This is a genomic window from Bradyrhizobium sp. BRP23 (genome assembly GCF_020194135.1).
Taxonomy (GTDB): domain Bacteria; phylum Pseudomonadota; class Alphaproteobacteria; order Rhizobiales; family Xanthobacteraceae; genus Bradyrhizobium; species Bradyrhizobium yuanmingense.
In genome coordinates this window covers 378,803-403,415 of record NZ_JADYVW010000002.1, presented here as the reverse complement: position 1 = coordinate 403,415, position 24,613 = coordinate 378,803, and the positions used below count along the sequence as shown (strand labels likewise).

The window sequence follows — 24,613 nt, the reverse complement described above, 5'->3', positions numbered from 1 at the left end:
CACGCTTCGCTTTGCCCACCCTACGGCACCGGCGTCCCTTCAACGAACAACAGCCGCCGCTCCAGCGCCGTCTGCCGCACCTTGAGCGCTTCGGCATATTCCCGCGAGGCGTACCATTCCTTCAGCCGCGCCATGGACGCGAACTCGACGATGATAATGGCCTTCGGCGGCAAATTGCCTTCGGCAAGCTCGGCCTTGCCGCCGCGGACGAGATAACGCCCGTCGTACTGCGCGATCGTCTTGGCAGCCAGGGCGCGATAGGCCTCGAATGCGGCGGGATCGCGCACCTCGACCTCGGAAATCACATAGGCCGCCATGCGCATCGCCTCAGGCGATCGTGTTGACGATGCCACCCTCGGCGCGCAGCGCTGCGCCGTTTGTGGCGGATGCCTCCTTCGAGGCGACATAGACCACCATGTTGGCGATCTCGTCGACGCTGGCGAAGCGCTGCAGCAGCGAGCTCGGACGATGCTGCTTGACGAAGTTGGCGGCGGCTTCATCCACGGACTGGCCGTTCTGCTTCGCGAGATCCTTGACGAACGTCTCGACGCCTTCCGACATGGTCGGGCCCGGCAGCACTGAATTGACGGTGACGCCGGTGCCGCTGGTGAGCTGCGCCAGGCCGCGCGCCACCGAAAGCTGGGCCGTCTTGGTCATGCCGTAATGGATCATCTCGACGGGAATGTTGAGCCCGGATTCCGAGGAGATGAAGACGATGCGGCCCCAATTGCGTGCGAGCATGCCCTTCATGTAGGCGCGCGACAGCCGCACGCCGCTCATCACGTTGACCTCAAAGAAGCGGCTCCAATCCTCGTCCGGAATATCGAAGAAATCCTTGGGCTCGAAGATGCCGGCATTGTTGATGAGGATGTCGACCTCGGGCAGCGCCGCAACGAGTGCCTTGCAGCCTGCCGCGGTCGAGACGTCGGCCGCGATGCCGCGGACCTTCCCGCCCGTCCCTTCCAGCCTGCGCACCGCCGCATCGACTTTGTCCTGGCCGCGGCCGTTGATCACGACGCTGGCGCCGGAGCCGGCGAGACCCCTGGCGATGGCGTGGCCGATACCGGCGGTCGAGCCGGTCACGAGAGCGGTTTTTCCGGAAAGGTCGATCTTCATGCGATATCTCCATGGATGCGGATGGAGATATCGGAAGCGGCTCCCTCAGCTGCAATCGGGGCTCACCGACGCGTGAGGAGCGTGAATGGTGGGCACGGCGCGCTAAGAGCGGGCCTTTGTCCACCCCGACCGTTCCAACAAAAAAGCGGCGCCAAAGGCGCCGCTCTTGAAACGTCATGCCGATCGGGCTTTACGCCGCCTCGGCTTCCTTCTCCTGCACCGGGCCGGAATCCTGGCCCTTGGCATCGACGTCGCGATCGACGAACTCGATCACGGCCATCGCGGCGTTGTCGCCGTAGCGGAAGCCGGCCTTGATGATGCGGGTGTAGCCGCCCTGGCGGTCCTTGTAGCGGGTCGCCAGCGTGTCGAAGAGCTTCTTGACCATGTCGACGTCGCGCAGCTCGGAGATGGCCTGACGGCGCAGCGACAGGCCGCCCTTCTTGCCGAGGGTGACGAGCTTCTCGACGATCGGGCGAAGCTCCTTGGCCTTGGGCAGCGTGGTGACGATCTGCTCGTGCTTGATCAGCGCGGCCGCCATGTTGGCGAACATCGCCTTGCGGTGCTCGGCCGTGCGGTTGAGCTTCCGATGAACCTTGCCGTGACGCATGTGTGTAGTCCTTCTTCGATTGTGTCGCGGTGGTTCAGCGACTGGTTTTCAGGTGGGCTTCCTGCGTTCGCCCTAGGCTGCGAGTGGCGAATGGTGAGTAGCGAATAGATCTTCTTCCCCTACTCGCCACTCCCTACTCGCCATTCGCTCAGTAATGATCCTCGAAGCGCTTGGCGAGCTCGTCGATGTTCTCCGGCGGCCAGCCCGGCACTTCCATGCCGAGGTGCAGACCCATCTGGGCCAGCACTTCCTTGATCTCGTTCAGCGACTTGCGGCCGAAGTTCGGGGTGCGGAGCATTTCCGCCTCGCTCTTCTGCACGAGGTCGCCGATGTAGACGATGTTGTCGTTCTTCAGGCAGTTGGCCGAACGCACCGACAGCTCGAGCTCGTCCACCTTCTTGAGGAAGGCCGGGTTGAAGGCGAGGTCCGGGATGATCTCCTGGGCGACTTCCTTGCGCGGTTCTTCGAAGTTGACGAACACGTTGAGCTGATCCTGCAGGATGCGGGCGGCGTAGGCCACCGAGTCATCCGGCGTGATCGCGCCGTTGGTCTCGATCGTCATGGTCAACTTGTCGTAGTCGAGGATCTGGCCCTCGCGGGTGTTCTCGACCTTGTAGGAGACCTTGCGGACCGGCGAGTACAGGCTGTCGACCGGGATCAGGCCGATCGGCGCATCCTCGGGACGGTTGCGCTCGGCGGGCACGTAGCCCTTGCCGGTCGAGACCGTGAACTCCATGCGGATCTCGGCGCCCTCGTCGAGCGTGCAGATCTGCAGATCGGGATTGAGCACGACCACATCGCCGACGGTCTGAATGTCGCCGGCGGTGACGACACCCGGGCCCTGCTTCTTCACGACCATGCGCTTGGGGCCTTCGCCCTGCATCTTGATCGAGATGTCCTTGATGTTGAGCACGATGTCGGTGACGTCCTCACGGACGCCCGCGATCGAGGAGAACTCGTGCAGCACGCCGTCGATGTGCACCGACTGCACCGCCGCGCCCTGGAGCGAGGAGAGCAGGATGCGGCGCAGCGCATTGCCGAGGGTCTGGCCGAAGCCACGCTCGAGCGGCTCGGCGACGATGGTCGCGAAACGCGAGGAATCGCTGCCGGGCGTGACCTGGAGCTTGTTCGGCCGAATCAGTTCTTGCCAATTTTTCTGGATCGTCACTGTTTCACCCATACAGGCCAGTCAATTTGACGGTGCAAATACTGGCGTTGGAGAAAGGCCGCAGATCATTCCCGCGGCTTCTTGCAAAGTCGCCGCGGGCGCCGACGCGCCCGCAGCTCGTCAGAATCAAACGCGCCGACGCTTGCGGGGACGGCAGCCGTTGTGCGGGATCGTGGTCACGTCGCGGATCGAGGTGACGGTGAAGCCGGCAGCCTGGAGCGCGCGGAGCGCCGATTCGCGGCCCGAACCGGGACCGGCGACCTCGACTTCCAGCGTGCGCATGCCGTGCTCCTGCGCCTTCTTGGACACGTCCTCGGCGGCAACCTGCGCGGCATACGGGGTCGACTTGCGCGAGCCCTTGAAGCCCATCGTGCCGGCCGAGGACCAGGCGATCGTATTGCCCTGCGCGTCGGTGATGGTGATGGTCGTGTTGTTGAACGACGAGTTCACATGCGCGACGCCGGAGGCGATGTTCTTGCGCTCACGACGACGAACGCGGGTGGCTTCCTTGCCCATTGAGTCCCTTTCCTGAAGATCTCAAACGCCGCCGTAATGCCAGCGGCTACACCTATGGAAGCGAATAGCGAGTAGCGAGTGGCGAATAGGGAAGCCCCCTACTCGCCACTCGCCACGTCCAATTCGCCAGTTTACTTCTTCTTGCCGGCGATGGCCTTGGCCGGGCCCTTGCGCGTGCGCGCATTGGTGTGGGTCCGCTGACCGCGCACCGGCAGACCGCGACGATGACGCAGGCCGCGATAGCAGCCGAGGTCCATCAGACGCTTGATGTTGATGCCGACCTCACGACGCAGGTCGCCCTCGACGAGATAGTCGCGGTCGATCACTTCGCGGATCTGGAGCACTTCGGCGTCGCTGAGCTGATTGACGCGACGATCCACGGGGATCTTCACCTTCTCGAGGATCTCACCAGCGATCTTCTGGCCGATGCCATGGATGTACTGGAGCGCGATCAGCACGCGCTTGTTGGTGGGAATGTTCACGCCGGCAATACGGGCCACGGCCTTCTCTCCTGTTGCCGATCCCTCGTCAGGGCTCGGGCTTTAAGTGCTTGCTTTCTCGGGCAGGTGTTCACAAACGCGAACACGACGCCCACCCCCGGTCTTCCTGGGGCCCGGCATCGTCTGAAACTATCCGACTTGGATGCGGGGCTTATTAGGGGATTCCGGGGGCTTTCGTCAACCGCTGCTAGCGCTTGGCTCGCTTTTTCGTGACCTTTTTTGCGGCCTTTTTGGCACCCTTTTTGACCGACTTCTTGGCTGCTTTCTTGACGGTTTTCTTGGTGGCTTTCTTGGAGGCTTTCTTGGCCGCCTTCTTTGGGCCTTTCACCGCCGATTTGGCGGCCTTTTTAGCCAATTTGACGCCCTTTTTGGCCGTTTTTGCCGGCCTTGCCGCCGCCTTCTTCCCCGCCTGGGCCTTTTTAGCCGGCGCCGCCTTGGCGGCGCTCCGGGCATGCGTCTTGGGCTCGACCGCCCCCAGAGCCAGCAGCTGGCGATGGATGGCGCGGGTGACCTCGTCGATGGTCATCATGCCGTCGATGGTCGAGAGCTTCCGCCGCTCGGAATAGTAGTGAATCAGCGGTTCCGTCTGGCTGCGATAGCTGGCCAGCCGCTTGGTCAAGACCTCCGGGGTATCGTCGAGCCGGACCTCCTCGCCGCGCTCCCGCATTTGGGCGACGCGGGTCTCGACGCGGCTCAGAAGCGCACTCTCATTGACCCGGAGCTCGATCACGGCGTCCAGCTTGAGGTGCTTGCGCTTGAGCAGCTCGTCCAGCGCCTCGGCCTGCGGCACGGTGCGGGGGAAACCGTCGAGGATGAAACCGCTCTTGGCGTCCGGCTGCTCGATGCGGTCGGAAATGATCCCCACCACGACGTCATCGGGCACGAGGCCGCCGCTCGCCATGATCTCCTTGGCCTTCAACCCGACCGGGGTGCCGGCCGCAACCGCGGCACGCAGCATCTCGCCAGTCGAGAGCTGGACGATGCCATAGCGCTGCACCAGGAGCTGGGCCTGGGTCCCCTTGCCCGACCCCGGCGGTCCCAGAAGTATAATTCTCATCGGCGTACGCCCCCCGGATTGGTGAGCGACACCTCGCGCACCTGCGTTTTGATATCAAGAACGGTGCAAACCACAACCAGCACTGCACCACCATTGACGACCATACTATAAGGCAGCCCGATCCCGTAAAGCTCGAACACCTCCGGAATCACCTGCAACGCCGTCAGGTAGACGGCTCCGACGACTGTCGTCAATGACACGACGCGATCGAGATAGTCCGCGGTGGCCTCGCCGGGAGCGACACCGGGAATTGCGCCCTCATGGCGGGTCAGGGATTTGGCGGTGTATTCGGGATCAATCACATAAGCAGTGTAGACGAAGGCGAGCACGAACACGGCGATCGACACGAGAATGAGGTGCGCCGGCTGCCCCAGCTGGAGATGCCGGTAGGTTGCGGCAACCAGGGGATGATCGCCTCCCAGGATGAAGCCCGCAAAGGCAAGCGGCAGATAGAATATCCACGGCGCCACGGTGACGGGAATCACGAACCCGGCGCTGTTGAGCTTGATCGGCAGTACTGCATCGCGCACAGGCAGTTGCCGCGTACCGACGCTTTGTGCTGCGAACTGGACCCGGATATTTCGCCGCGCACCTTCGACAAGCACGATCACGACGACGATCGCCATCCAAAACACGACATGGCCGAGCACAAGATTGCCCGAGATCGTCCCGCTCCGCACGAGATCCGCGATACCGGCAATGTTTTGCGGAACGGCGACGATGAAGCCGGCACTCAAGATCAGCGCCAAGCCATTGCCGATGCCGTAGCGGGTCATCTGTTCGCTGAGCCACACCAGCACGACGACGCCGCCGACCATCGAGGCCGTAGCCGTCGTCACGAACCAGCCGTCGGGATTTTTGACGAGGCCCGGGATCGACGTCAGTGCCGAGGCGATGCCGTAGGCCTGAAAGGCCGCAATTCCGAGTGTGAGCCCGAGCGTGGCACGTGCGATCTTACGCCGTCCGCCCTCGCCGGATCGTTCGAGCGAACTCAGGCCGCGCCACACCATGGACAGCAGCCGGATCAAGATTGCCGCAGTCAGATAGGGAATGAGGCCGAGCGCAAAGATCGAAAGCCGGGAGACGAGATCCAGCGCCGGCGAGACGTCGGAGAGATTCAGTCCCGCAATCGGGATCTGCGTGCCGAGCCTGAAAAGGAGCAGCGCGCCGATCGTGAAAGCGATTCGGCGCGCGAGCTCCCTGCTCATCTACGGCGGCCCCGCAGCTTGGACTTGCGGATCAGACCTTCATACTGGTGCGCCAGCAGATAGCCCTGGACCTGCGCCACCGTGTCCATGGTGACGCTGACGACGATCAGCAGCGAGGTGCCGCCGAAATAGAACGGCACCGAAGCGTAGGAGATCAGGATTTCCGGGATCAAGCAGACGATGGCGAGATAAATCGCACCCAGCACGGTGATGCGCGACAGCACATAGTCGATGTATTCCGCGGTGCGTTCGCCCGGGCGAATGCCGGGAATGAAACCGCCGTGCTTCTTCAGATTGTCCGCGGTCTCGGTCGGGTTGAACACGATCGCGGTGTAGAAGAAGGCGAAGAACACGATCAGCGCCAGATACATGATCAGGAACAGCGGACGGCCATGGCCGAGCTGTGTCGTGATCCACTGGAACCATTCCGGCCCGCTACCCGTGTTGAAGTTCGCAACCGTCGTCGGCAAGAGGAGCAGCGAGGATGCGAAGATCGGCGGGATCACGCCGGAGGTGTTGAGCTTGAGCGGCAGATGCGAGGACTGGCCCTCGAACATCTTGTTGCCGACCTGGCGCTTCGGATACTGGATCAAGAGGCGGCGCTGGGCGCGCTCCATGAAGACGATGAAGGCGATCACGACGACGGCCATGATGATGACGACCAGGATCAGGCCGGTCGACATCGCGCCCTGACGGCCGAGCTCGAGCATGCCGGCGAGTGCCGCGGGCAACTCGGCGACGATGCCGGCCAGAATGATCAGCGAAATGCCGTTGCCGATGCCGCGCGAGGTGATCTGCTCGCCGAGCCACATCAGGAACATGGTGCCGCCGGTCAGCGTGATAGAGGTCGAGAGCAGGAAAAACAGTCCAGGTTCGCTGACGACATTGCCGGCGCCCTGAAGTCCTACCGCGATGCCGTAGGACTGGAACGCGGCCAGGATCACCGTGAGATAGCGGGTATACTGATTCAGCGTCTTGCGGCCGGCTTCGCCTTCCTTTTTCAGCGCTTCGAGCTGCGGCGACACCGTGGTCAACAGCTGGATGATGATGGAGGCCGAGATATACGGCATGATGTTCAGCGCGAAGATCGCCATGCGGTTGATGCCGCCGCCGGCGAACATGTTGAACATGCCGAGGATGCCGCCGGCCTGCGAGCGGAACACCTGTTCCCAGGCGCTCGGGTCGATGCCGGGCAGCGGAATGTAGGTCCCGAGCCGATAAACGAGCAGCGCACCCAGGGTGAACCAGATGCGCTTCTTCAGTTCGTCGGCCTTGGCAAACGCGCCGAAATTGAGATTGGCTGCCAGTTGTTCCGCTGCAGAGACCATCTTGGACTTTCTCCCGCCGCCTATTGCGCCGTTGATGCCCGCGGCCGGGCTGAATTAGCGGACGCCGGACATTATCTGGGGCTCGGCTTCGATAAGTCCACGTCCCGCATGCGTAAAGGCCCGCGCGCCGCGGGCCAATGACGCAGTTGTTACGCCGCCTCGCCTTCTTCCTTGGGCTGGGCGAGGATCTTCACCGAACCGCCGGCCTTCTCGACCGCGGCGATCGCGGTCTTGCTGGCGCCGTGCACTTCGATGTTGAGCTTGGACTTGAGCTCGCCTCGGCCGAGCAGCCGCAGGCCGCCCTTGGCGCGGCGCAGCACGCCGCCTTTCACCAGGGCCTCGACGTTGACGACGCTGCCGGCGTCGATCTTCTTGGCGTCGACCGCTTCCTGGAGCCGGTCGAGATTGATCTCGGCGAACTCGACGCGGAAGATGTTGTTGAAGCCGCGCTTGGGCAGACGGCGATGCATCGGCATCTGGCCGCCTTCGAAACCCTTGATGCGCACGCCCGAACGCGCGGTCTGGCCCTTGCCGCCGCGGCCGGACTGCTTGCCCTTGCCGGAACCGATGCCGCGGCCGACGCGCATACGCTTCTTGCGCGAGCCGGCGTTGTCTGCGATATCGCTGAGCTTCATCGCCCTTCTCCTTGTGTCTTGCGCACGATCTTCACCGAAAACCGCTTCCCGCTCTCCGGGACCGTGCGCCTTTGCTTACTTCTCGTCGATGATGCGGACGAGATGGTGAACCTTCTCGATCATGCCGCGGACCGCCGGGGTATCCGGCAGTTCGCTGGTGCGGCCGATCTTGTTGAGCTTGAGCCCGATCAGGGTCGAACGCTGCGAGTGGTGGCGGCGGATCGCGCTGCCGGTCTGCTCGACCTTGATCGTCTTTGCGGCCTTGGCCATGGGAGTCTACTCCGAAAAGCTTCCGTTAGTCGGCGGCCGCCTCGGCATCGCCGCCGATACGACGGGACTGGAGGGTGGACACCTTGATGTTGCGGCGGGCTGCGACCGAACGCGGCGAATCCTGGTGCTTGAGCGCGTCGAAGGTCGCGCGCACCATGTTGTACGGGTTCGACGAGCCGATCGACTTCGCCACCACGTCCTGGACGCCGAGCGTCTCGAACACGGCGCGCATCGGGCCACCGGCGATGATGCCGGTACCGGCCGGAGCTGCACGCAGATAGACACGGCCCGCGCCATGACGGCCGGCGATGTCGTGATGGAGCGTGCGGCCCTCGCGCAGCGACACCCGCGTCAGGTTGCGCTTGGCGGACTCGGTCGCCTTGCGGATCGCCTCAGGCACTTCGCGCGCCTTGCCGTGACCGAAGCCGGCGCGGCCCTTCTGGTCGCCGATCACGACCAGCGCTGCGAAACCGAAGCGCTTGCCGCCCTTGACGACCTTGGCCACGCGGTTGATGTGGACGAGCTTGTCGACGAACTCGCTGTCGCGCTCCTCGCGCTCCCTGCGTTCACGTCCGCCGCCGCGTTGATCGCGTCCACCACGTTGTTCGCGTTCTGCCATTTTTCTAATCCTTCAGAGACTTACGCCTCAATCCTCAAATTCTGTTAGAAGCTCAGCCCACTCTCACGCGCTGCATCGGCAAGAGCCTTGACGCGCCCGTGATAGAGATAGCTGCCGCGATCGAACACGACTTCCTTGACACCCTTCTCTGCAGCGCGCTCGGCCAGCAGCTTGCCGACCGCCTTCGCCGCATCGATGTCGGCGCCGGTCTTGCCGCCGTCGCGCATCGACTTCTCGAGCGACGAAGCAGAGGCCAGCGTCTCGCCCTTCAGGTCGTCGATGACCTGGGCGTAGATGTGCTTGGACGAGCGGAACACCGACAGGCGCGGACGGCCGCCGGCGGAACGGCGCAGCTTCAGCCGCACACTCCGCTTGCGCCGGGCATTCGTAACCTTGGCTTTCGACATGACCGGCTCCGTTACTTCTTCTTGCCTTCCTTGCGGAAGATGAATTCGCCCACATACTTCACGCCCTTGCCCTTGTAGGGCTCCGGCGGACGATAGGAGCGGATCTCGGCGGCGACCTGGCCGACGCGCTGGACGTCGCTGCCCGCCACCGTGATCTCGGTCGGCTTCGGCACGGTGATCGTGATCCCCTCGGGGATCGGGTAGATCACGTCATGGCTGTAGCCGAGCGCGAGCTGCAGGTTCTTGCCCTGCATCGCGGCGCGATAGCCGACGCCGGTGATCTCGAGCTTCTTCTCGAAACCTTTGGTGACGCCTTCGACCAGATTCGCAACCTGGGCGCGAGCGGTGCCGTAGAGGGCCCGCGCGCGGTTGGTCTCGGTCCGCGGCTTGACCTTGACCTGGCCGTTCTCGAGCTTCACCTCGACGTCGTCGTGGACGACGAACTGAAGCTGGCCCTTCGGCCCCTTCATCTTGACGGTCTGCCCATCGACGGTCGCGGTCACACCCGACGGAACCGCCACAGGCCTTTTGCCAACTCGTGACATGGATGAAAAATCCTTCTCAGAACACCGTGAAGAGGACTTCACCGCCCACATTCGCGTCGCGCGCGCTGTGGTCGGCCATGATCCCCTTCGGCGTCGACAACACCGAAATGCCGAGACCGTTGTTCACCCGCGGCAGGTTCTTCACCGAGGCGTAGACTCTGCGCCCGGGCTTGGAAACGCGCTCAATCTCGCGAATGACGGGCTCGCCGTCGAAATACTTCAGCTCGATCTCGATCTCGCTGCGGCCCGAGGAGTGCTCGAGCGTGGCGTAACCGCGGATGTAGCCTTCGGCCTTCAGAACCTCGAGCACGTTCTCGCGCATCTTCGAGCCAGGCGTGGAAACCTTGGTCTTCGAACGCATCTGCGCGTTGCGGATACGGGTGATCAGATCGCTGATTGGATCGTGCGTAGACATCTAAACGACCCTCCTTACCAGCTGGACTTCACGAGGCCCGGGACCATGCCCTTGGAGCCAAGTTCGCGCAGCGCGATACGGGACAGCTTGTTCTTGCGATAGTTCGAGCGCGGACGGCCCGACAACTCGCAACGCAGGCGGATGCGGGTCGCCGACGAGTTGCGCGGCATTTCCGCCAGCTTCAGGGTCGCGGCGAACCGCTCCTCCATCGGCAGCGTCTTGTCGGCGATGATCGCCTTCAACCGCTCGCGCTTGGCGGCGGCGTTCTTCACCATCCGCTTGCGCCGGTTGTTCTTCTCGACTGAACTCTTCTTTGCCATGCTTGGCTCCTGGGTATCCGCGTTTGAGAGGCTCTAAGTCAGCGTCTCACTGCCGGAACGGGAAATTGAAAGCGGTCAACAAGGCCCTCGCCTCTTCGTCGGTCTTGGCCGTGGTGCAGACGGTGATGTCCATACCGCGGGCTTCCGTGACCTTGTCGAAGTCGATCTCGGGGAAAATGATGTGCTCCTTGATGCCGAGCGAGTAGTTGCCGCGGCCGTCGAAGCTCTTCGGGTTCAGGCCGCGGAAGTCGCGCACGCGCGGCAGCGCGACGTTCACCAGGCGATCGATGAACTCGTACATGCGGGCCTTGCGCAGCGTGACCTTGCAGCCGATCGGCTGGTTCTCACGCAGTTTGAAGGTCGCGATCGCAATGCGCGAATAGGTGACGATCGCCTTCTGGCCGGCGATCTGGGTCAATTCGGCAGCGGCGGTCTCGGCCTTCTTGCGGTCGTTGACGGAATCGCCAACGCCCATGTTCAGCACGACCTTGTCCAGGCGCGGAACCTGCATGACATTCTCGTAACCGAACTTCTCGGTCAGAGCCGTGCGGATCTTCGCGTCATATTCCGCGCGCAGGCGCGGCGTGTAAGCGGCCTCAGCCATCGATCTCAGCTCCCGAGCTCTTGGCGATGCGGACCTTCTTGCCGTCCGCCAGAATCTTGAATCCGACGCGGGTCGGCTTTCCGTCCTTGCCGACATACGCGATGTTGGACAGTTGGATCGGCGCCTCTTTCGAGATGATGCCGCCCTCCTGGGCCTGCGTCTGCTTCTGGTGACGCTTGACCATGTTGATGCCGCGCACCAGCGCGGTGCCGGCGTCGGGGCGAACCTCGAACACTTCGCCGGTGCGGCCCTTGTCGCGGCCGGTCAGCACGACGACCTTGTCGCCCTTGCGGATCTTCGCAGCCATCACAGCACCTCCGGCGCGAGCGAGATGATCTTCATGTGGTTCTTGGCGCGCAGCTCGCGCGGCACGGGCCCGAAGATACGGGTGCCGACCGGCTCGGACTGGTTGTTGATCAGCACGGCGGCGTTGCGGTCGAAACGGATGACCGAGCCGTCGGCGCGGCGGATGTCCTTGCGGACGCGCACCACGACGGCCTTCATCACGTCGCCCTTCTTCACCTTGCCACGCGGAATGGCTTCCTTGATCGACACGACGATGATGTCGCCGATCGTGGCGTAGCGGCGCTTGGAGCCTCCGAGCACCTTGATACACATGACACGGCGTGCGCCAGAATTGTCGGCCACGTCGAGGTTGGTCTGCATCTGAATCATTGATGCACCTCGTCCTCTTTCTCTTTGCGCCAGCCCAGCCGGCGCTCAACATTTCCCTGAAGTCAGTCGGCTAAAGCCAACAGATCAGGCGCTTTTCTTGTGTTCGCCCCGGATCACGACCCAGCGCTTCAACTTCGAAATCGGCTTCGTTTCCTCGATCCACACCATGTCGCCCGGCTTGAACTGGTTGCTCTCGTCGTGCGCGTGGTAGTTCTTCGAACGGCGGATCGTCTTCTTGTAGATCGGGTGCGTGAAGCGGCGGTCGACGCGCACCACGATGGTCTTGGCTTGCTTGTCGCTGACGACCACGCCCTGCAAAGTACGTTTCGGCATCTTCGTAAGCCTCTTACTTCTTCTTCGCGCGCGTCTGCGCGGCGATGGTCTTGATCCGGGCGATGTCGCGGCGGGCCTCGCGCAGGCGCGAGGTGTTCTCGAGCTGCCCGGTGGCGCGCTGGAAGCGCAGGTTGAAGCGCTCCTTCTTCAGGTTCAGGATGGCCTCATCCTGCTGGTCGGGGCTCATCGCGCGGATGTCTTCGATCTTCATCTGTGCCATGGCCATTACTCCGCAATGCGCTCGACGAAGCGCGTCTTGATCGGCAGCTTGGCGGCCGCCAGGGTCAGCGCCTCACGCGCCGTCTGGGTATTGACGCCGTCGATCTCGAACAGCACCCGGCCCGGCTTGACGCGCGCGACCCACAATTCCGGCGAACCCTTGCCGGAGCCCATGCGGACTTCGGCCGGCTTCTTCGACACCGGAACGTCGGGGAACACGCGGATCCAGACGCGGCCGGCGCGCTTCATGTGGCGGGTCAGCGCGCGGCGGGCGGCTTCGATCTGGCGCGCGGTGACGCGCTCAGGCTCGGTCGCCTTCAGGCCGAACTGGCCGAACGCCAACGTCGCGCCCGAAGACGCAACGCCGTGGATGCGGCCCTTATGCGCCTTCCGGAACTTCGTTTTCTTAGGTTGCATCATGGCTTTAAGCCCTCAAATTCCTGTCTGGCCTTAGGCAGCGGCCGTCTCGCGGCGCTGACGGCCACCGCGATCGCCACTGCCGCCGGTCTCGCCTTCGGCCATTCTCTTGTCCTGGGCCATCGGATCGTGCTCGAGGATCTCGCCCTTGAAGATCCAGACCTTGACGCCGCAGGTGCCGAAGGTCGTGAACGCGGTCGCAACGCCGTAGTCGATGTCGGCACGCAGCGTGTGCAGCGGCACGCGGCCTTCGCGGTACCACTCCATGCGCGCGATTTCCGCACCGCCCAGACGTCCCGAGCAGTTGATGCGGATGCCCTCCGCGCCGAGACGCATTGCCGACTGCACGGCGCGCTTCATGGCACGGCGGAACGCCACGCGGCGCTCGAGCTGCTGCGCGATCGATTCGGCCACCAGCGTCGCATCGAGCTCCGGCTTGCGGATCTCGACGATGTTGATGACGACGTCGGACGAGGTGATGTCCGCGACCCTCTTGCGCAGCTTGTCGATGTCGGCGCCCTTCTTGCCGATCACCACGCCCGGACGGGCCGAGTGGATGGTGACGCGGCACTTCTTGTGCGGACGCTCGATCACGATGCGGGCGACGGCCGCCTGCTTGAGCTCCTTGTGCAGGATCTCGCGGATCTTGACGTCCTCGTGCAGCAGCTTGCCGTATTCCTGCTTGCCGGCGAACCAGCGGGAATCCCAGGTCCGGTTGATGCCGAGACGCAGACCGATCGGATTGATCTTTTGACCCATCGTGTTCTCCTGCGCCCTTAAGCGGCGGCTTCAGCTTCGACCTGACGAACGATGATCGTCAGCTGCGAAAACGGTTTGTAGACACGGCCCGAGCGGCCGCGGCCGCGGGCGGCGAAGCGCTTCATCACGAGGCCATTGCCGACGAAGGCCTGCGCCACGACGAGATCGTCGACGTCGAGGTCGTGGTTGTTCTCGGCGTTGGCGATCGCCGATTCCAGGCACTTCTTCACGTCGACCGCGATCCGCTTGCGCGAAAACTGCAGGTCGGCGAGCGCGGCAGACGCCTTCCGGCCGCGAATGAGCTGGGCGACCAGGTTGAGCTTCTGCGGGCTCACCCGCAGCATCCGGGCGACCGCCTTGGCCTCGTTGTCGGCGAGGCTCCGTTCGCGCTTAGGTTTGCTCATCGTTTAATCCTCAAGCCTTCTTGGCTTTCTTGTCGCCGGAGTGGCCATGGAAGGTCCGGGTCGGCGAGAACTCGCCGAACTTGTGACCGACCATTTCCTCGTTCACGGCCACCGGCACGTGCTTCTGACCGTTGTAGACGCCGAAGGTCAGGCCGACGAATTGCGGCAGGATCGTCGAGCGACGGCTCCAGATCTTGATGACGTCGTGACGGCCGGACGCGCGCGCGGCATCTGCCTTCTTGAGCAGAGAACCCTCGACGAACGGGCCTTTCCAGACTGAACGAACCATGTCCGGCGTTCCTTACTTCTTCCGCTTGTGGCGGCTTAGGAGAATGAATTTGTTGGTCGACTTGTTGGTGCGGGTCTTCTTGCCCTTGGTCGGCTTGCCCCACGGGGTGACCGGGTGGCGGCCGCCCGAGGTACGACCTTCACCACCGCCGTGCGGATGGTCGATCGGGTTCATCGCGACACCGCGGTTGTGCGGCCTGCGGCCCATCCAACGCTTGCGACCGGCCTTGCCGATCGAGGTGTTCATGTGATCCGGGTTCGACACCGCGCCGATCGTGCCGCGGCAACGACCGTGCACGAGGCGCTGCTCGCCCGAGTTCAGGCGGATGATGACGTAATCCTGGTCACGGCCGACGAGCTGGGCGTAGGTGCCGGCGGAACGCGCCAGCTGGCCGCCCTTGCCGATCTTGACCTCGATGTTGTGGATGATCGTGCCGACCGGCATGTTGCCGAGCGGCATGACGTTGCCCGGCTTCACGTCGACGTAATTGCCGGCGATGATCGTGTCACCCACCGCCAGGCGCTGCGGCGCCAGGATGTAGGCCTGCTCGCCGTCCTGATACTTGATCAGGGCGATGAAACCGGTGCGATTGGGATCATACTCGAGACGCTCGACGGTCGCGGGCACGTCGATCTTCTCACGCTTGAAGTCGACGGTACGCAGCGTCTGCTTGTGACCACCGCCGCGGAAGCGCACGGTGATGCGGCCGGTGTTGTTGCGGCCGCCCGAGGACTTCTTGCCTTCGGTGAGCGCCTTGACCGGCTTGCCCTTGTAGAGGGCCGAACGATCGACCATGACCAGCTGGCGCTGGCCCGGCGTCGTGGGATTGAATGTCTTCAGTGCCATCGTCGTACGACCTTACAGACCGGTGGTGACGTCGATCCGGTGACCCTCTTCGAGGGTCACGATCGCGCGTTTGCTGTTCGACTGCGAGCCGATGGTGCCGCGGAAGGCCTTGACCTTGCCCTTGCGGACCAGCGTGTTGACGCTCTTGACCTTGACGTCGAACAGCTTCTCGATCGCTTCCTTGATTTGCGGCTTGGTCGCCTTGGCGGCCACCTTGAACAGCACCTTGTTGTGCTCCGAGGCGATCGTCGCCTTTTCGGTCACGACCGGCGACAGGATCACGTCGTAGTGGCGAGGCTCGATGTTCTTGCTCATTTGAAGCGCGCCTCCAGCGCATCGATGGCGGCCTTGGTCAGAACGAGCTTCTGACGGCGCAGGATGTCATAGACGTTGATGCCCTGGATCGGCAGCACGTCCATGTTCGGGATGTTGCGAGCCGCAGCGGCGAAGCCGTTGTTGAGCTCGGCACCGTCGATGATCAGCGCGTTGGTGAGGCCGAGGCCCGAGAAGTGGCCGAGCAGCGCCTTGGTCTTGGCGGCTTCCAGTGCGGCCTTCTCGATCACGACGAGATCGCCGTCCTTGGCCTTGGCCGAGAGCGCATGCTTCAGAGCGAGCGCACGGACCTTCTTCGGCAGGTCGGTGGCGTGCGAACGCACCACCGGACCGAAGGCACGACCGCCGCCGCGGAACTGCGGCACGCGGGCCGAGCCGTGACGAGCACCGCCGGTGCCCTTCTGCTTGTACATCTTCTTGCCGGTGCGCCAGATCTCGGCGCGGCCCTTGGCCTTGTGCGTGCCGGCCTGGCGCTTGTTGAGCTGCCACTGCACGCAGCGCGCGATGATGTCCTCGCGCGGCTCGAGGCCGAAAATGGCGTCGGACAGCTGGACGGAGCCGGCTTCCTTACCTTCGAGGGTGGTGACCTTCAATTCCATCTCACGCCTCCTGCGCAGCCGGAGCGGCTTCCGCGTCGCCAGCAACCTTAAACTTGCCGGGCTTCGGGGCTTCCTTCGGCAGCGGCTTTTTGACGGCGTCGCGCACGCGGATCCAGCCGCCCTTGGAGCCGGGAACGGCGCCTTCGACGAGGATCAGGCCGCGCTCGACATCGGTCTGGACGACGCGAAGGTTGAGCGTGGTGATGCGATCGACACCCATGTGGCCGGGCATCTTCTTGTTCTTCCAGGTCTTGCCGGGGTCCTGACGGCCACCAGTCGAACCGATCGAGCGGTGCGAGATCGACACACCGTGCGTGGCGCGCAGACCGCCGAAGTTCCAGCGCTTCATGCCGCCGGCGAAGCCCTTACCGACCGAGGTGCCGGTGACGTCGACGAGCTGGCCGACGACGAAGTGGTCGGCCTGGATCTCGGCGCCGACCGGGATCATGGCGTCCGCGGTGACGCGGAATTCCTCGACCCGGCGCTTCGGCTCGACCTTGGCGACCGCGAACTGGCCGCGCTCGGCCTTCGGCATGTAGACGGTCTTGCGGCTGCCCGAACCGAGCTGGAGCGCGACGTAACCGTTCTTCTCTTCGGTGCGGTGGCCTACGACCTGGCAATTGCCGAGCTTCAGCACGGTCACGGGGATATGTTCGCCGGCCTCCGTGAAGACCCGCGTCATCCCGACCTTTTGTGCGATCACTCCGGAGCGCATCGGCTTGCTTCCTGTTCTCTTTGTCCGCTTTTGGCGAACGGGATCCAAAATCTTAGAGCTTGATCTCGACGTCGACACCGGCGGCCAGGTCGAGCTTCATCAAAGCATCGACGGTTTGCGGGGTCGGATCGACGATGTCGAGCAGGCGCTTGTGAGTGCGCATCTCGAACTGTTCGCGGCTCTTCTTGTCGACGTGGGGCGAACGGTTGACGGTGAACTTCTCGATGCGGGTGGGCAGCGGAATGGGTCCGCGGACCTGCGCGCCGGTGCGCTTCGCCGTGTTCACGATCTCACGGGTCGACGTATCGAGGATACGATGGTCGAACGCCTTGAGACGGATACGAATGTTTTGGCCGTTCATTGCCGAATCTTTCTTAGTGAGTGGCGAGTAGCGAATGGCGAATAGAAACTATTCGCCACTCGCCATTCCCTATTCGCGTTGTTACTCGATGATCGAGGCGACGACGCCGGCGCCGACGGTGCGGCCGCCTTCGCGGATCGCGAAGCGGAGCTTCTCTTCCATCGCGATCGGCACGATCAGGTGCACTTCCATCGCGATGTTGTCGCCCGGCATCACCATCTCGGTGCCTTCCGGCAGGTGCACGACACCGGTCACGTCGGTGGTGCGGAAGTAGAACTGCGGACGGTAGTTGGTGAAGAACGGGGTGTGGCGACCGCCCTCTTCCTTGGTGAGGATGTAGGCCTCAGCCTTGAACTTGGTGTGCGGCTTGACCGAACCGGGCTTGGCCAGAACCTGGCCGCGCTCGACGTCCTCGCGCTTGGTGCCGCGGAGCAGCGCGCCGATGTTGTCGCCGGCCTGGCCCTGATCGAGCAGCTTGCGGAACATTTCGACGCCGGTGACGGTGGTCTTCTGGGTGGCGCGGAGACCGACGATCTCGATTTCCTCGCCGACCTTGACGACGCCGCGCTCGACACGGCCGGTCACGACGGTGCCGCGGCCCGAGATCGAGAACACGTCTTCAACCGGCATCAGGAACGGCTGGTCGATCGGACGCTCCGGCTGCGGGATGTACTCGTCGACGTTCTTCATCAGCTCGAGGATGGCGTCGTGGCCGAGCTTCTTGTCGGAGTCTTCGAGAGCGGCGAGCGCCGAACCCTTGATGATCGGAATCTTGTCGCCGGGGAATTCGTACTTGGAAAGCAGCTCGCGGACTTCGAGCTCGACGAGCTCGAGCAGCTCCGGATCGTCGACCATGTCGCACTTGTTGAGGAACACGACGAGCGCGGGCACACCGACCTGGCGGGCGAGCAGGATGTGCTCGCGGGTCTGCGGCATCGGGCCGTCAGCGGCCGACACAACCAGGATCGCGCCGTCCATCTGGGCAGCGCCGGTGATCATGTTCTTGACGTAGTCGGCGTGGCCGGGGCAGTCGACGTGGGCGTAGTGGCGGTTCGGCGTCTCGTACTCGACGTGCGCGGTCGAGATGGTGATGCCGCGGGCCTTCTCTTCCGGCGCCTTGTCGATCTGGTCGTACGCGGTGAACGTCGCACCGCCGGCTTCGGCGAGAACCTTGGTGATCGCCGCGGTCAGCGACGTCTTGCCATGGTCGACGTGACCGATGGTGCCGATGTTGCAGTGCGGCTTGGTACGTTCAAACTTTGCTTTGGCCATTTGACTCTCCGTTCAATCGTCAGCTTTCAACCGACGACAATCAGGCAAACTTCTTCTGGACTTCTGCCGACACGTTGGCCGGCGCTTCTGCGTAGTGATCGAACTGCATGGTGAAGGTCGCGCGACCCTGGCTCATCGAGCGCAGATTGTTCACGTAACCGAACATGTTCATGAGCGGCACCATCGCGTTGATGACGTTGGCGTTGCCGCGCATGTCCTGCCCCTGGATCTGACCGCGCCGGGAATTCAGGTCGCCGATGACCGAGCCGGTGTAGTCTTCCGGGGTCACCACCTCGACCTTCATGATCGGCTCGAGCAGGACCGACTTGCCCATCTGCAGCGCTTCGCGGAAGCAGGCGCGCGAGGCGATTTCGAAGGCGAGCGCCGACGAGTCGACGTCGTGATACTTGCCGTCGACCAGCTGCACCTTGACGTCGACCACGGGGAAGCCCGCGACCACGCCGGACGACAGCACGCTCTCCAGGCCCTTCTCGACGCCCGGGATGTATTCCTTCGGCACCGCGCCACCGACGATCTTCGATTCGAACTCGAAGCCCTTGCCGGCTTCGTTCGGCTCGACGATGAACGACACGGCCGCGAACTGGCCGGTACCGCCGGTCTGCTTCTTGTGGGTATAGCTGTGCTCCACCCGCTTGGTGATGCGCTCACGGAACGCCACCTGCGGCGCGCCGATGTTGGCGTCGACCTTGTAGGTGCGCTTGAGGATGTCGACCTTGATGTCGAGGTGGAGTTCGCCCATGCCCTTGAGGATGGTCTGGCCGGACTCGTGGTCGGTCGACACGCGGAAGGACGGATCCTCCGCGGCGAGCTTGGCCAGCGCCACGCCCAGCTTCTCCTGGTCGGCCTTGGACTTCGGCTCGATCGCGATCTCGATGACCGGCTCGGGGAACTCCATCTTCTCCAGGATCACCTGCTTGTCGGGATCGCACAGCGTGTCACCGGTGCGCGCTTCCTTCAGACCGGCCAGCGCGACGATGTCGCCGGCATAGGCTTCCTTGATGTCCTCGCGGTTGTTCGCATGCATCAACAGCATGCGCCCGATCCGCTCCTTCTTCTCGCGGGTCGAGTTCACGACGCCGGTGCCGCTCTGCAGGATGCCGGAATAGATGCGGCAGAAGGTGATGGTGCCGACGAACGGGTCGTCCATGATCTTGAACGCGAGCAGCGCCAGCGGCTCCTTGTCGTCCGCCTTGCGCACGACCTCGTTGCCCTTGTCGTCGGTGCCCTTGATCGCGGGCACGTCGAGCGGCGACGGCAGATAGTCGACCACGGCGTCGAGCAGCGGCTGCACGCCCTTGTTCTTGAAGGCCGAGCCGCACAGCACGGGATAAAACGCGCCGGTCAGCACCGCCTTGCGGATCAGGCGCTTCAGGGTCGCCTCGTCCGGCTCCTTGCCATCGAGATAGGCGGCCATGGCATCGTCGTCGAGCTCGACGGCGGCTTCCACCATCTTCTCGCGGTATTCCTTGGCCTGGTCGGCAAGGTCTTCCGGAATATCGACATAATCGAACTTGGCGCCGAGCGATTCATCGTTCCAGACGACGCCCTTCATCTTCACGAGGTCGACGAGACCCTTGAAGTTGTTCTCGGCACCGATCGGAAGCTGGATCGCGACGGGCTTGGCGCCCAGACGGTCGACAATGTCCGCCAGACACTTGAAGAAGTCGGCACCGATCTTGTCCATCTTGTTGGCGAAGACGATGCGCGGAACCTTGTACTTGTCGCCCTGGCGCCAGACGGTCTCGGTCTGAGGCTCGACGCCCTGGTTGGAGTCGAGCACGCAGACGGCGCCGTCGAGCACGCGGAGCGAACGCTCGACTTCGATGGTGAAGTCGACGTGACCGGGCGTGTCGATGATGTTCAGGCGCTTGCCGTTCCAGAACGCGGTGGTCGCAGCCGAGGTGATCGTGATGCCACGCTCCTGCTCCTGCTCCATCCAGTCCATCGTCGCGGCACCTTCGTGCACTTCGCCGATCTTGTGGCTCTTGCCGGTGTAATAGAGGATGCGCTCGGTCGTCGTGGTCTTGCCGGCGTCGATATGCGCCATGATACCGAAGTTACGGTAGTCCTCGATGGCATGTTGGCGGGGCATGGGTCGTTCCTTGCGAGTCCGAGTGTGTCGCCGTTACCAGCGGTAGTGCGAGAAGGCGCGGTTGGCTTCCGCCATGCGGTGCACGTCTTCGCGCTTCTTAACGGCGTTCCCCCGGTTGTTCGATGCGTCCAAGAGCTCCGCCGAGAGCCGCTCGGTCATGGTCTTCTCGTTGCGCTCGCGCGCAGCCGCGATCAGCCAGCGAATGCCGAGCGCCTGCCGGCGGGTCGAGCGGACCTCGACCGGAACCTGGTAGGTCGCGCCGCCGACGCGGCGGGAGCGGACCTCGATGGTCGGCATGACGTTCTCGAGCGCCTGCTCGAACACGCCGAGCGGGTTCTGCTTGGTCTTGGATTCGATGATGCCGAACGCACCATAGACGATGCCTTCCGCAACCGACTTCTTGCCGGCGTACATCACCGAGTTCATGAACTTCGTGACGATGATGTTCCCGAACTTCGGATCCGGAAGAACTTCGCGCTTTTCCGCAGAGTGGCGACGAGACATAGGCTTGGTTCCCGCTTACTTCGGACGCTTGGCGCCGTACTTCGAACGACGCTGCTTACGGTTCTTGACGCCCTGGGTGTCCAGAACGCCGCGGAGGATGTGATAGCGCACGCCCGGCAAGTCCTTGACGCGGCCGCCGCGGATCATGACCACCGAGTGCTCCTGGAGGTTATGGCCCTCGCCAGGGATGTAGCCGATCACCTCGAAGCCGTTGGTCAGGCGCACCTTGGCAACCTTACGAAGCGCCGAGTTCGGCTTCTTCGGGGTCGTGGTGTAGACGCGCGTGCAAACACCACGCTTCTGCGGCGACTGCTGCAGCGCCGGCACCTTCTTGCGCGACTTCTGCACTTCCCGCGGTTGAGCGATCAGCTGGTTGATCGTCGGCATTCTGGCCTTCACCCTTTTTCTGCTGCGGCCCCTCTCGGGTCCGCTGTCTTGCCGCGGCCCGTCACCGGGTCCGCAAATTCTGCTCGAGCTACCCGCCCGAACGGGCCGCCTGGCGCGAAAGACCCGCGCAAAGCGAAATTGCGCCAACCGCTCCATCAACGAGCGGAAAGCGCTTCGACGCCACAGAGGACCGCAGTCTCGAAGCCGTTCAGCGTAACGCCGCGGCCCGCGCACTGAGGTCATGCATCCGAATTCGATCTCAAGAGAACGTGCTCGAGAGAACTAAAGTCGCACTGGCATTGCCTAGCTATGATCGACAGCGTTTGAGCGGCATTCGTCGAGGTTGGTGCCCGTCTTTGCGACCCCTGGCAGATCTAGTCTTTGGGGATCAACGGGTGGCCCGTTCCGACGCTGGCGATGCTCACCGCCTGTCGTTAAGTGAGGCGCTTTCTATAAGTGGGAATCGGTCAAGTCAAGGTGAAACGACAGTCACAAAGCGCTTCATGCGCCTGCAAAAAATCGCCTCTTCGCCGCCTCCCCGCGCCTGCCTGATATAGGAGCGAGGCGACTGACCTGCCAGATCTGAAACAATTATACCCGGGTTTAATGTAGTTTTATTACCAAACTGAGGGGCTTTTTTCCTGCCTGCGCTCAGTTTGCTGGCTGGTGGCCGGTCTGCCAGCTTTTCCCGGCCCGCCGCGATGCCCGGTGTGACGGGGCTTCAGCCCGGACTGGTCGATCCGCGAATGGCTCTTGCCCCAAACCATGCGTGCGAAAAAACGCGGCGCGCGGCGGCCGAACGCCTTGCATCAGAGAATCGACGAGTCGACGCTGAACCGCGCGTTGCCGTGAGACGAGACGATCAGACGCGGCCGCTCGAAGCTCACCGCCCGCGGTTACTCCTCCTCGTCGTCCTCATCGTCATCGAGGTCTTCGTCCTCGTCGTCATCATTGCGGTCGGCGTCGGCGTGAGCTGCCGCGCCATGGGGCTGGTGGATCTGGTCGTTCCACAGCTTGCGATAGGTGCCATTCTTGGCGAGCAACTCGGCATGGGAACCGCGCTCGATCGCCCTGCCCCCTGAAATCACGATGATCTCGTCCATCTCGACCACCGAGGTCAGGCGGTGGGTCGACCAGATCATGGTGCGACCCTTGGCGACCCTGAGCAGCGTGCGGTTGATTGCGGCCTCGGTGGTCTGGTCCAGCGCCGAAGTTGCTTCGTCCAGCAGCAGCACGGAGGGGTTGCGGATGATCGCGCGCGCGATCGCAATGCGCTGGCGTTGGCCGCCCGACAGCGTGTCGCCGCGCTCGCCGACCGGCGTGTCGTAGCGCTGCGGCAGGCTCATGATGTAGCGGTGGATCTCGGCCTTCTTGGCCGCCTCCTCCACCTCCTCGTCCGTTGCGCCCTCCTTGCCGAGCCGGATGTTCTCGCGGATCGACATGTTGAACAGCATGTTCTCCTGGAACACCACCGCCATGCTCCGGCGCAGCGAGTCCAGCGTCACCTTGCGGACGTCGACCCCGTCGATGGTGACGCGGCCTTCGTCGGGCACGTAGAGCCGCAGGATCAAATTGAGCAGCGTGCTCTTGCCGGAGCCGCTCGGACCGACGATCGCGATGCGCTTGCCGGCATCGAGCTTGAGGCTGAGATTGTCCAGCACCGGCGTCTGACTGCCCTCGTACTGGAAGGTGACGTGATCGAAGGTAATGTCGTGGGTGATGCGCGGCAGATCGGGCGCGCCCGGCCGATCGGCGCTGCGGGTCGGCTCGTCGAGCAACTCCTGGATGTGGCGGATCGCGGCGGCCGAGGAGATCGACACCGGGATGAAATGCATCACATGGGCGATGTTGTAGGAGACCTCCCAGAACGCGCTCTCGAAGGTGACAAAGGTGCCGATGGTGATATGGCCCTTGGTCGCCAGATACGCGCCGATCGCGAGCACCACAAGGTGCAGGAGGAGCACCGAGATGGTGACTGTCCGCTCCACCATGGTCGAGAGGAATGTGGCCGAGGCCATCTTGTTGCGGGTCTCGTCGTTGCGTAACCGGAAGAAGCCGAACATCTTGCGTTGCAGGCTGAACGCCTTGATGACCGCCTGGGCGGCCACGTTCTCCTGGACTTGGCCCAGCAACGCCGATTCATTGAGCTTCTGTTCGTAATTGGCCTGCACCGCCTTCGGCGTCAGGATCCGCGGGCCGATCAGCGTGATCGGGAACACCAGCAGCGCGACGACGGCGAGCTGCCAGTTGAGGAACAGCATCAGGATGATGCCGGCGATCAGCTCCAGGAACGGCAGCGCGGCACTGTTGGCGAACGTCTTGACCGAGCCTTCGAAGGCCGAGAGATCGACCGAGAAGCGCGATAGGATCTCGCCGCGCCTGGTGCGGCCGAAATAGGCGGCGGGCAGGTCCTGGACGTGCTCGAACAGGCGTTTGCGAACATCGGAGATGACGCAAGCGGCGAGTCGCGCGTCCCAGCGTTCGTACCAGACCGCAACGATCGAGGTGAAAATGCCGGCGACGGCGAGCACGCCGAGGATCTTGTAGAGCGCCTGAAAATCCTCCTCGCCGAGCGCATCGTCGATCAGGAACTTGAGGCTGAGCGGCATGATGACGTTGAACAACGTCTCGACCACGACGCCGAATGCCACGAATGACAGCATCCGCTTGTAGTTGGAGAGATAGGGCTTGACGAACCCGACAATGGTCGCAAGGGCCCCGGCGGCTTCGCGCGCGGTAAAGACGACGAGGTCCTCGTCCTCATCGTCCTCGTCGAGCTCCAGCTCGTCATCCCCCTCGTCTTCGGCGTCCTCGTCGTCCTTGAGATCCGGCTTGGCAGCGTCGGCGAGCTTGCCATCGAGCCCGGCCGCCTCCTCCGCGGCGAGCTTCTGTTGATCGGGAGATCGAGGCTTGTCGCCAGGCAAGAAAGGCTTGGATGCCATGAAACCAACCGATGCTGACGGCCGGCATGACCGCAGAGAACGCAGGAAATAGCGGCAACCGCTATTGCACCGATTCTATGCGATCAAGATGAATTCGGCAAAACAATTGGCGAATTCGGTTGGCGTCCCC

The 24,613-nt window shown here is 63.3% G+C and carries 35 protein-coding genes; all 35 read right to left on the bottom strand.

The features are described from left to right. Nucleotides 1-20 precede the first annotated feature (20 nt). On the bottom strand, nt 21-317 hold the full coding sequence (locus I6F24_RS06325) for a DUF1330 domain-containing protein (RefSeq protein ID WP_036027590.1): 297 nt from the start codon (nt 315-317) through the stop codon (nt 21-23). 10 nt (nt 318-327) lie between these two features. Beyond that, on the bottom strand, nt 328-1,116 hold the full coding sequence (locus tag I6F24_RS06320) for an SDR family oxidoreductase (RefSeq protein WP_225124903.1): 789 nt from the start codon (nt 1,114-1,116) through the stop codon (nt 328-330). Nucleotides 1,117-1,306: 190 nt separating this feature from the next. After that, entirely contained in the window at nt 1,307-1,723 is a 417-nt protein-coding gene (gene rplQ / locus I6F24_RS06315; RefSeq protein WP_025036979.1) for a 50S ribosomal protein L17, read from the bottom strand. 148 nt (nt 1,724-1,871) lie between these two features. Further along, nucleotides 1,872-2,903 (bottom strand): DNA-directed RNA polymerase subunit alpha, encoded by a 1,032-nt coding sequence (locus I6F24_RS06310; RefSeq protein ID WP_036011050.1) that lies wholly within the window; start codon nt 2,901-2,903, stop codon nt 1,872-1,874. A 114-nt stretch (nt 2,904-3,017) separates the two neighbouring features. After that, complete coding sequence (gene rpsK / locus I6F24_RS06305; protein WP_007603045.1) at nt 3,018-3,407, bottom strand: 30S ribosomal protein S11; 390 nt, start codon at nt 3,405-3,407, stop codon at nt 3,018-3,020. Between the two features lie 131 nt (nt 3,408-3,538). Then, nucleotides 3,539-3,907, bottom strand: a complete 369-nt coding sequence (rpsM, locus tag I6F24_RS06300) for a 30S ribosomal protein S13 (RefSeq protein WP_008549231.1) — start codon at nt 3,905-3,907, stop codon at nt 3,539-3,541. A 187-nt stretch (nt 3,908-4,094) separates the two neighbouring features. Then, entirely contained in the window at nt 4,095-4,964 is an 870-nt protein-coding gene (locus I6F24_RS06295) for an adenylate kinase (RefSeq protein WP_225151412.1), read from the bottom strand. Next, nucleotides 4,961-6,172 carry a preprotein translocase subunit SecY gene (locus tag I6F24_RS06290; protein WP_225151410.1) on the bottom strand — a complete coding sequence of 404 codons (1,212 nt, stop codon included), beginning with the start codon at nt 6,170-6,172 and terminating at the stop codon, nt 4,961-4,963. Before I6F24_RS06290 ends, I6F24_RS06295 begins: the two co-directional genes overlap by 4 nt. Beyond that, nucleotides 6,169-7,500 (bottom strand): preprotein translocase subunit SecY, encoded by a 1,332-nt coding sequence (secY, locus tag I6F24_RS06285; protein ID WP_036011045.1) that lies wholly within the window; start codon nt 7,498-7,500, stop codon nt 6,169-6,171. Before secY ends, I6F24_RS06290 begins: the two co-directional genes overlap by 4 nt. Before the next feature lie 149 nt (nt 7,501-7,649). Further along, nucleotides 7,650-8,135, bottom strand: coding sequence for a 50S ribosomal protein L15 (rplO, locus tag I6F24_RS06280; RefSeq protein WP_036011044.1), 486 nt, complete (start codon nt 8,133-8,135; stop codon nt 7,650-7,652). 75 nt (nt 8,136-8,210) lie between these two features. Continuing rightward, nucleotides 8,211-8,405 carry a 50S ribosomal protein L30 gene (gene rpmD / locus I6F24_RS06275; protein ID WP_025036984.1) on the bottom strand — a complete coding sequence of 65 codons (195 nt, stop codon included), beginning with the start codon at nt 8,403-8,405 and terminating at the stop codon, nt 8,211-8,213. A 25-nt stretch (nt 8,406-8,430) separates the two neighbouring features. Beyond that, on the bottom strand, nt 8,431-9,024 hold the full coding sequence (rpsE, locus tag I6F24_RS06270) for a 30S ribosomal protein S5 (protein ID WP_025036985.1): 594 nt from the start codon (nt 9,022-9,024) through the stop codon (nt 8,431-8,433). Nucleotides 9,025-9,068: 44 nt separating this feature from the next. Continuing rightward, entirely contained in the window at nt 9,069-9,431 is a 363-nt protein-coding gene (gene rplR / locus I6F24_RS06265; protein WP_024342458.1) for a 50S ribosomal protein L18, read from the bottom strand. A gap of 11 nt (nt 9,432-9,442) precedes the next feature. Next, the gene (gene rplF, locus I6F24_RS06260) at nt 9,443-9,976 is read right to left on the bottom strand and encodes a 50S ribosomal protein L6 (protein ID WP_036011036.1); all 534 of its coding nucleotides are present in this window, start codon (nt 9,974-9,976) and stop codon (nt 9,443-9,445) included. 16 nt (nt 9,977-9,992) lie between these two features. Further along, a complete protein-coding gene (gene rpsH, locus I6F24_RS06255; protein WP_024342456.1) occupies nt 9,993-10,391 on the bottom strand; it encodes a 30S ribosomal protein S8 in 399 nt (132 codons plus the stop codon). A gap of 14 nt (nt 10,392-10,405) precedes the next feature. Next, nucleotides 10,406-10,711, bottom strand: a complete 306-nt coding sequence (rpsN, locus tag I6F24_RS06250) for a 30S ribosomal protein S14 (RefSeq protein WP_028137018.1) — start codon at nt 10,709-10,711, stop codon at nt 10,406-10,408. Between the two features lie 46 nt (nt 10,712-10,757). Beyond that, nucleotides 10,758-11,315, bottom strand: a complete 558-nt coding sequence (rplE, locus tag I6F24_RS06245) for a 50S ribosomal protein L5 (protein WP_025036988.1) — start codon at nt 11,313-11,315, stop codon at nt 10,758-10,760. Further along, nucleotides 11,308-11,622, bottom strand: a complete 315-nt coding sequence (gene rplX, locus I6F24_RS06240) for a 50S ribosomal protein L24 (RefSeq protein WP_011088142.1) — start codon at nt 11,620-11,622, stop codon at nt 11,308-11,310. The genes rplE and rplX overlap by 8 nt, the downstream gene beginning before the upstream one ends. After that, nucleotides 11,622-11,990 carry a 50S ribosomal protein L14 gene (gene rplN / locus I6F24_RS06235; RefSeq protein WP_007603030.1) on the bottom strand — a complete coding sequence of 123 codons (369 nt, stop codon included), beginning with the start codon at nt 11,988-11,990 and terminating at the stop codon, nt 11,622-11,624. The genes rplX and rplN overlap by 1 nt, the downstream gene beginning before the upstream one ends. 84 nt (nt 11,991-12,074) lie before the next feature. Next, entirely contained in the window at nt 12,075-12,323 is a 249-nt protein-coding gene (gene rpsQ, locus I6F24_RS06230) for a 30S ribosomal protein S17 (protein WP_024342452.1), read from the bottom strand. 13 nt (nt 12,324-12,336) lie between these two features. Then, the gene (rpmC, locus tag I6F24_RS06225) at nt 12,337-12,543 is read right to left on the bottom strand and encodes a 50S ribosomal protein L29 (protein ID WP_025036989.1); all 207 of its coding nucleotides are present in this window, start codon (nt 12,541-12,543) and stop codon (nt 12,337-12,339) included. Nucleotides 12,544-12,548: 5 nt separating this feature from the next. Then, nucleotides 12,549-12,962, bottom strand: coding sequence for a 50S ribosomal protein L16 (gene rplP / locus I6F24_RS06220; protein ID WP_008136349.1), 414 nt, complete (start codon nt 12,960-12,962; stop codon nt 12,549-12,551). 30 nt (nt 12,963-12,992) lie between these two features. Further along, nucleotides 12,993-13,718, bottom strand: a complete 726-nt coding sequence (gene rpsC, locus I6F24_RS06215; protein ID WP_036011029.1) for a 30S ribosomal protein S3 — start codon at nt 13,716-13,718, stop codon at nt 12,993-12,995. 17 nt (nt 13,719-13,735) lie between these two features. Continuing rightward, a complete protein-coding gene (gene rplV / locus I6F24_RS06210) occupies nt 13,736-14,122 on the bottom strand; it encodes a 50S ribosomal protein L22 (protein ID WP_008549264.1) in 387 nt (128 codons plus the stop codon). Between the two features lie 10 nt (nt 14,123-14,132). Next, nucleotides 14,133-14,411: a 30S ribosomal protein S19 gene (gene rpsS, locus I6F24_RS06205; RefSeq protein ID WP_008136357.1), complete on the bottom strand. Its 279-nt coding sequence runs from the start codon at nt 14,409-14,411 to the stop codon at nt 14,133-14,135. A gap of 12 nt (nt 14,412-14,423) precedes the next feature. Next, nucleotides 14,424-15,257: a 50S ribosomal protein L2 gene (gene rplB / locus I6F24_RS06200; protein ID WP_024342450.1), complete on the bottom strand. Its 834-nt coding sequence runs from the start codon at nt 15,255-15,257 to the stop codon at nt 14,424-14,426. 12 nt (nt 15,258-15,269) lie between these two features. Then, nucleotides 15,270-15,572: a 50S ribosomal protein L23 gene (locus I6F24_RS06195; RefSeq protein ID WP_025036992.1), complete on the bottom strand. Its 303-nt coding sequence runs from the start codon at nt 15,570-15,572 to the stop codon at nt 15,270-15,272. Continuing rightward, complete coding sequence (rplD, locus tag I6F24_RS06190) at nt 15,569-16,189, bottom strand: 50S ribosomal protein L4 (protein ID WP_018647243.1); 621 nt, start codon at nt 16,187-16,189, stop codon at nt 15,569-15,571. The genes I6F24_RS06195 and rplD overlap by 4 nt, the downstream gene beginning before the upstream one ends. Nucleotide 16,190: 1 nt before the next feature. After that, nucleotides 16,191-16,904, bottom strand: coding sequence for a 50S ribosomal protein L3 (rplC, locus tag I6F24_RS06185; protein ID WP_225151408.1), 714 nt, complete (start codon nt 16,902-16,904; stop codon nt 16,191-16,193). A 52-nt stretch (nt 16,905-16,956) separates the two neighbouring features. Beyond that, on the bottom strand, nt 16,957-17,265 hold the full coding sequence (rpsJ, locus tag I6F24_RS06180; protein WP_002712302.1) for a 30S ribosomal protein S10: 309 nt from the start codon (nt 17,263-17,265) through the stop codon (nt 16,957-16,959). Nucleotides 17,266-17,346: 81 nt separating this feature from the next. Beyond that, nucleotides 17,347-18,537, bottom strand: coding sequence for an elongation factor Tu (tuf, locus tag I6F24_RS06175; protein WP_025036994.1), 1,191 nt, complete (start codon nt 18,535-18,537; stop codon nt 17,347-17,349). A gap of 40 nt (nt 18,538-18,577) precedes the next feature. Then, nucleotides 18,578-20,650: an elongation factor G gene (fusA, locus tag I6F24_RS06170; RefSeq protein WP_036027596.1), complete on the bottom strand. Its 2,073-nt coding sequence runs from the start codon at nt 20,648-20,650 to the stop codon at nt 18,578-18,580. Between the two features lie 33 nt (nt 20,651-20,683). After that, entirely contained in the window at nt 20,684-21,154 is a 471-nt protein-coding gene (gene rpsG, locus I6F24_RS06165) for a 30S ribosomal protein S7 (protein WP_018647239.1), read from the bottom strand. A 15-nt stretch (nt 21,155-21,169) separates the two neighbouring features. Then, nucleotides 21,170-21,541 (bottom strand): 30S ribosomal protein S12, encoded by a 372-nt coding sequence (rpsL, locus tag I6F24_RS06160; RefSeq protein WP_007603006.1) that lies wholly within the window; start codon nt 21,539-21,541, stop codon nt 21,170-21,172. Between the two features lie 896 nt (nt 21,542-22,437). Continuing rightward, nucleotides 22,438-24,483 (bottom strand): ABC transporter ATP-binding protein, encoded by a 2,046-nt coding sequence (locus I6F24_RS06155; protein WP_225151406.1) that lies wholly within the window; start codon nt 24,481-24,483, stop codon nt 22,438-22,440. Nucleotides 24,484-24,613: the final 130 nt, after the last annotated feature.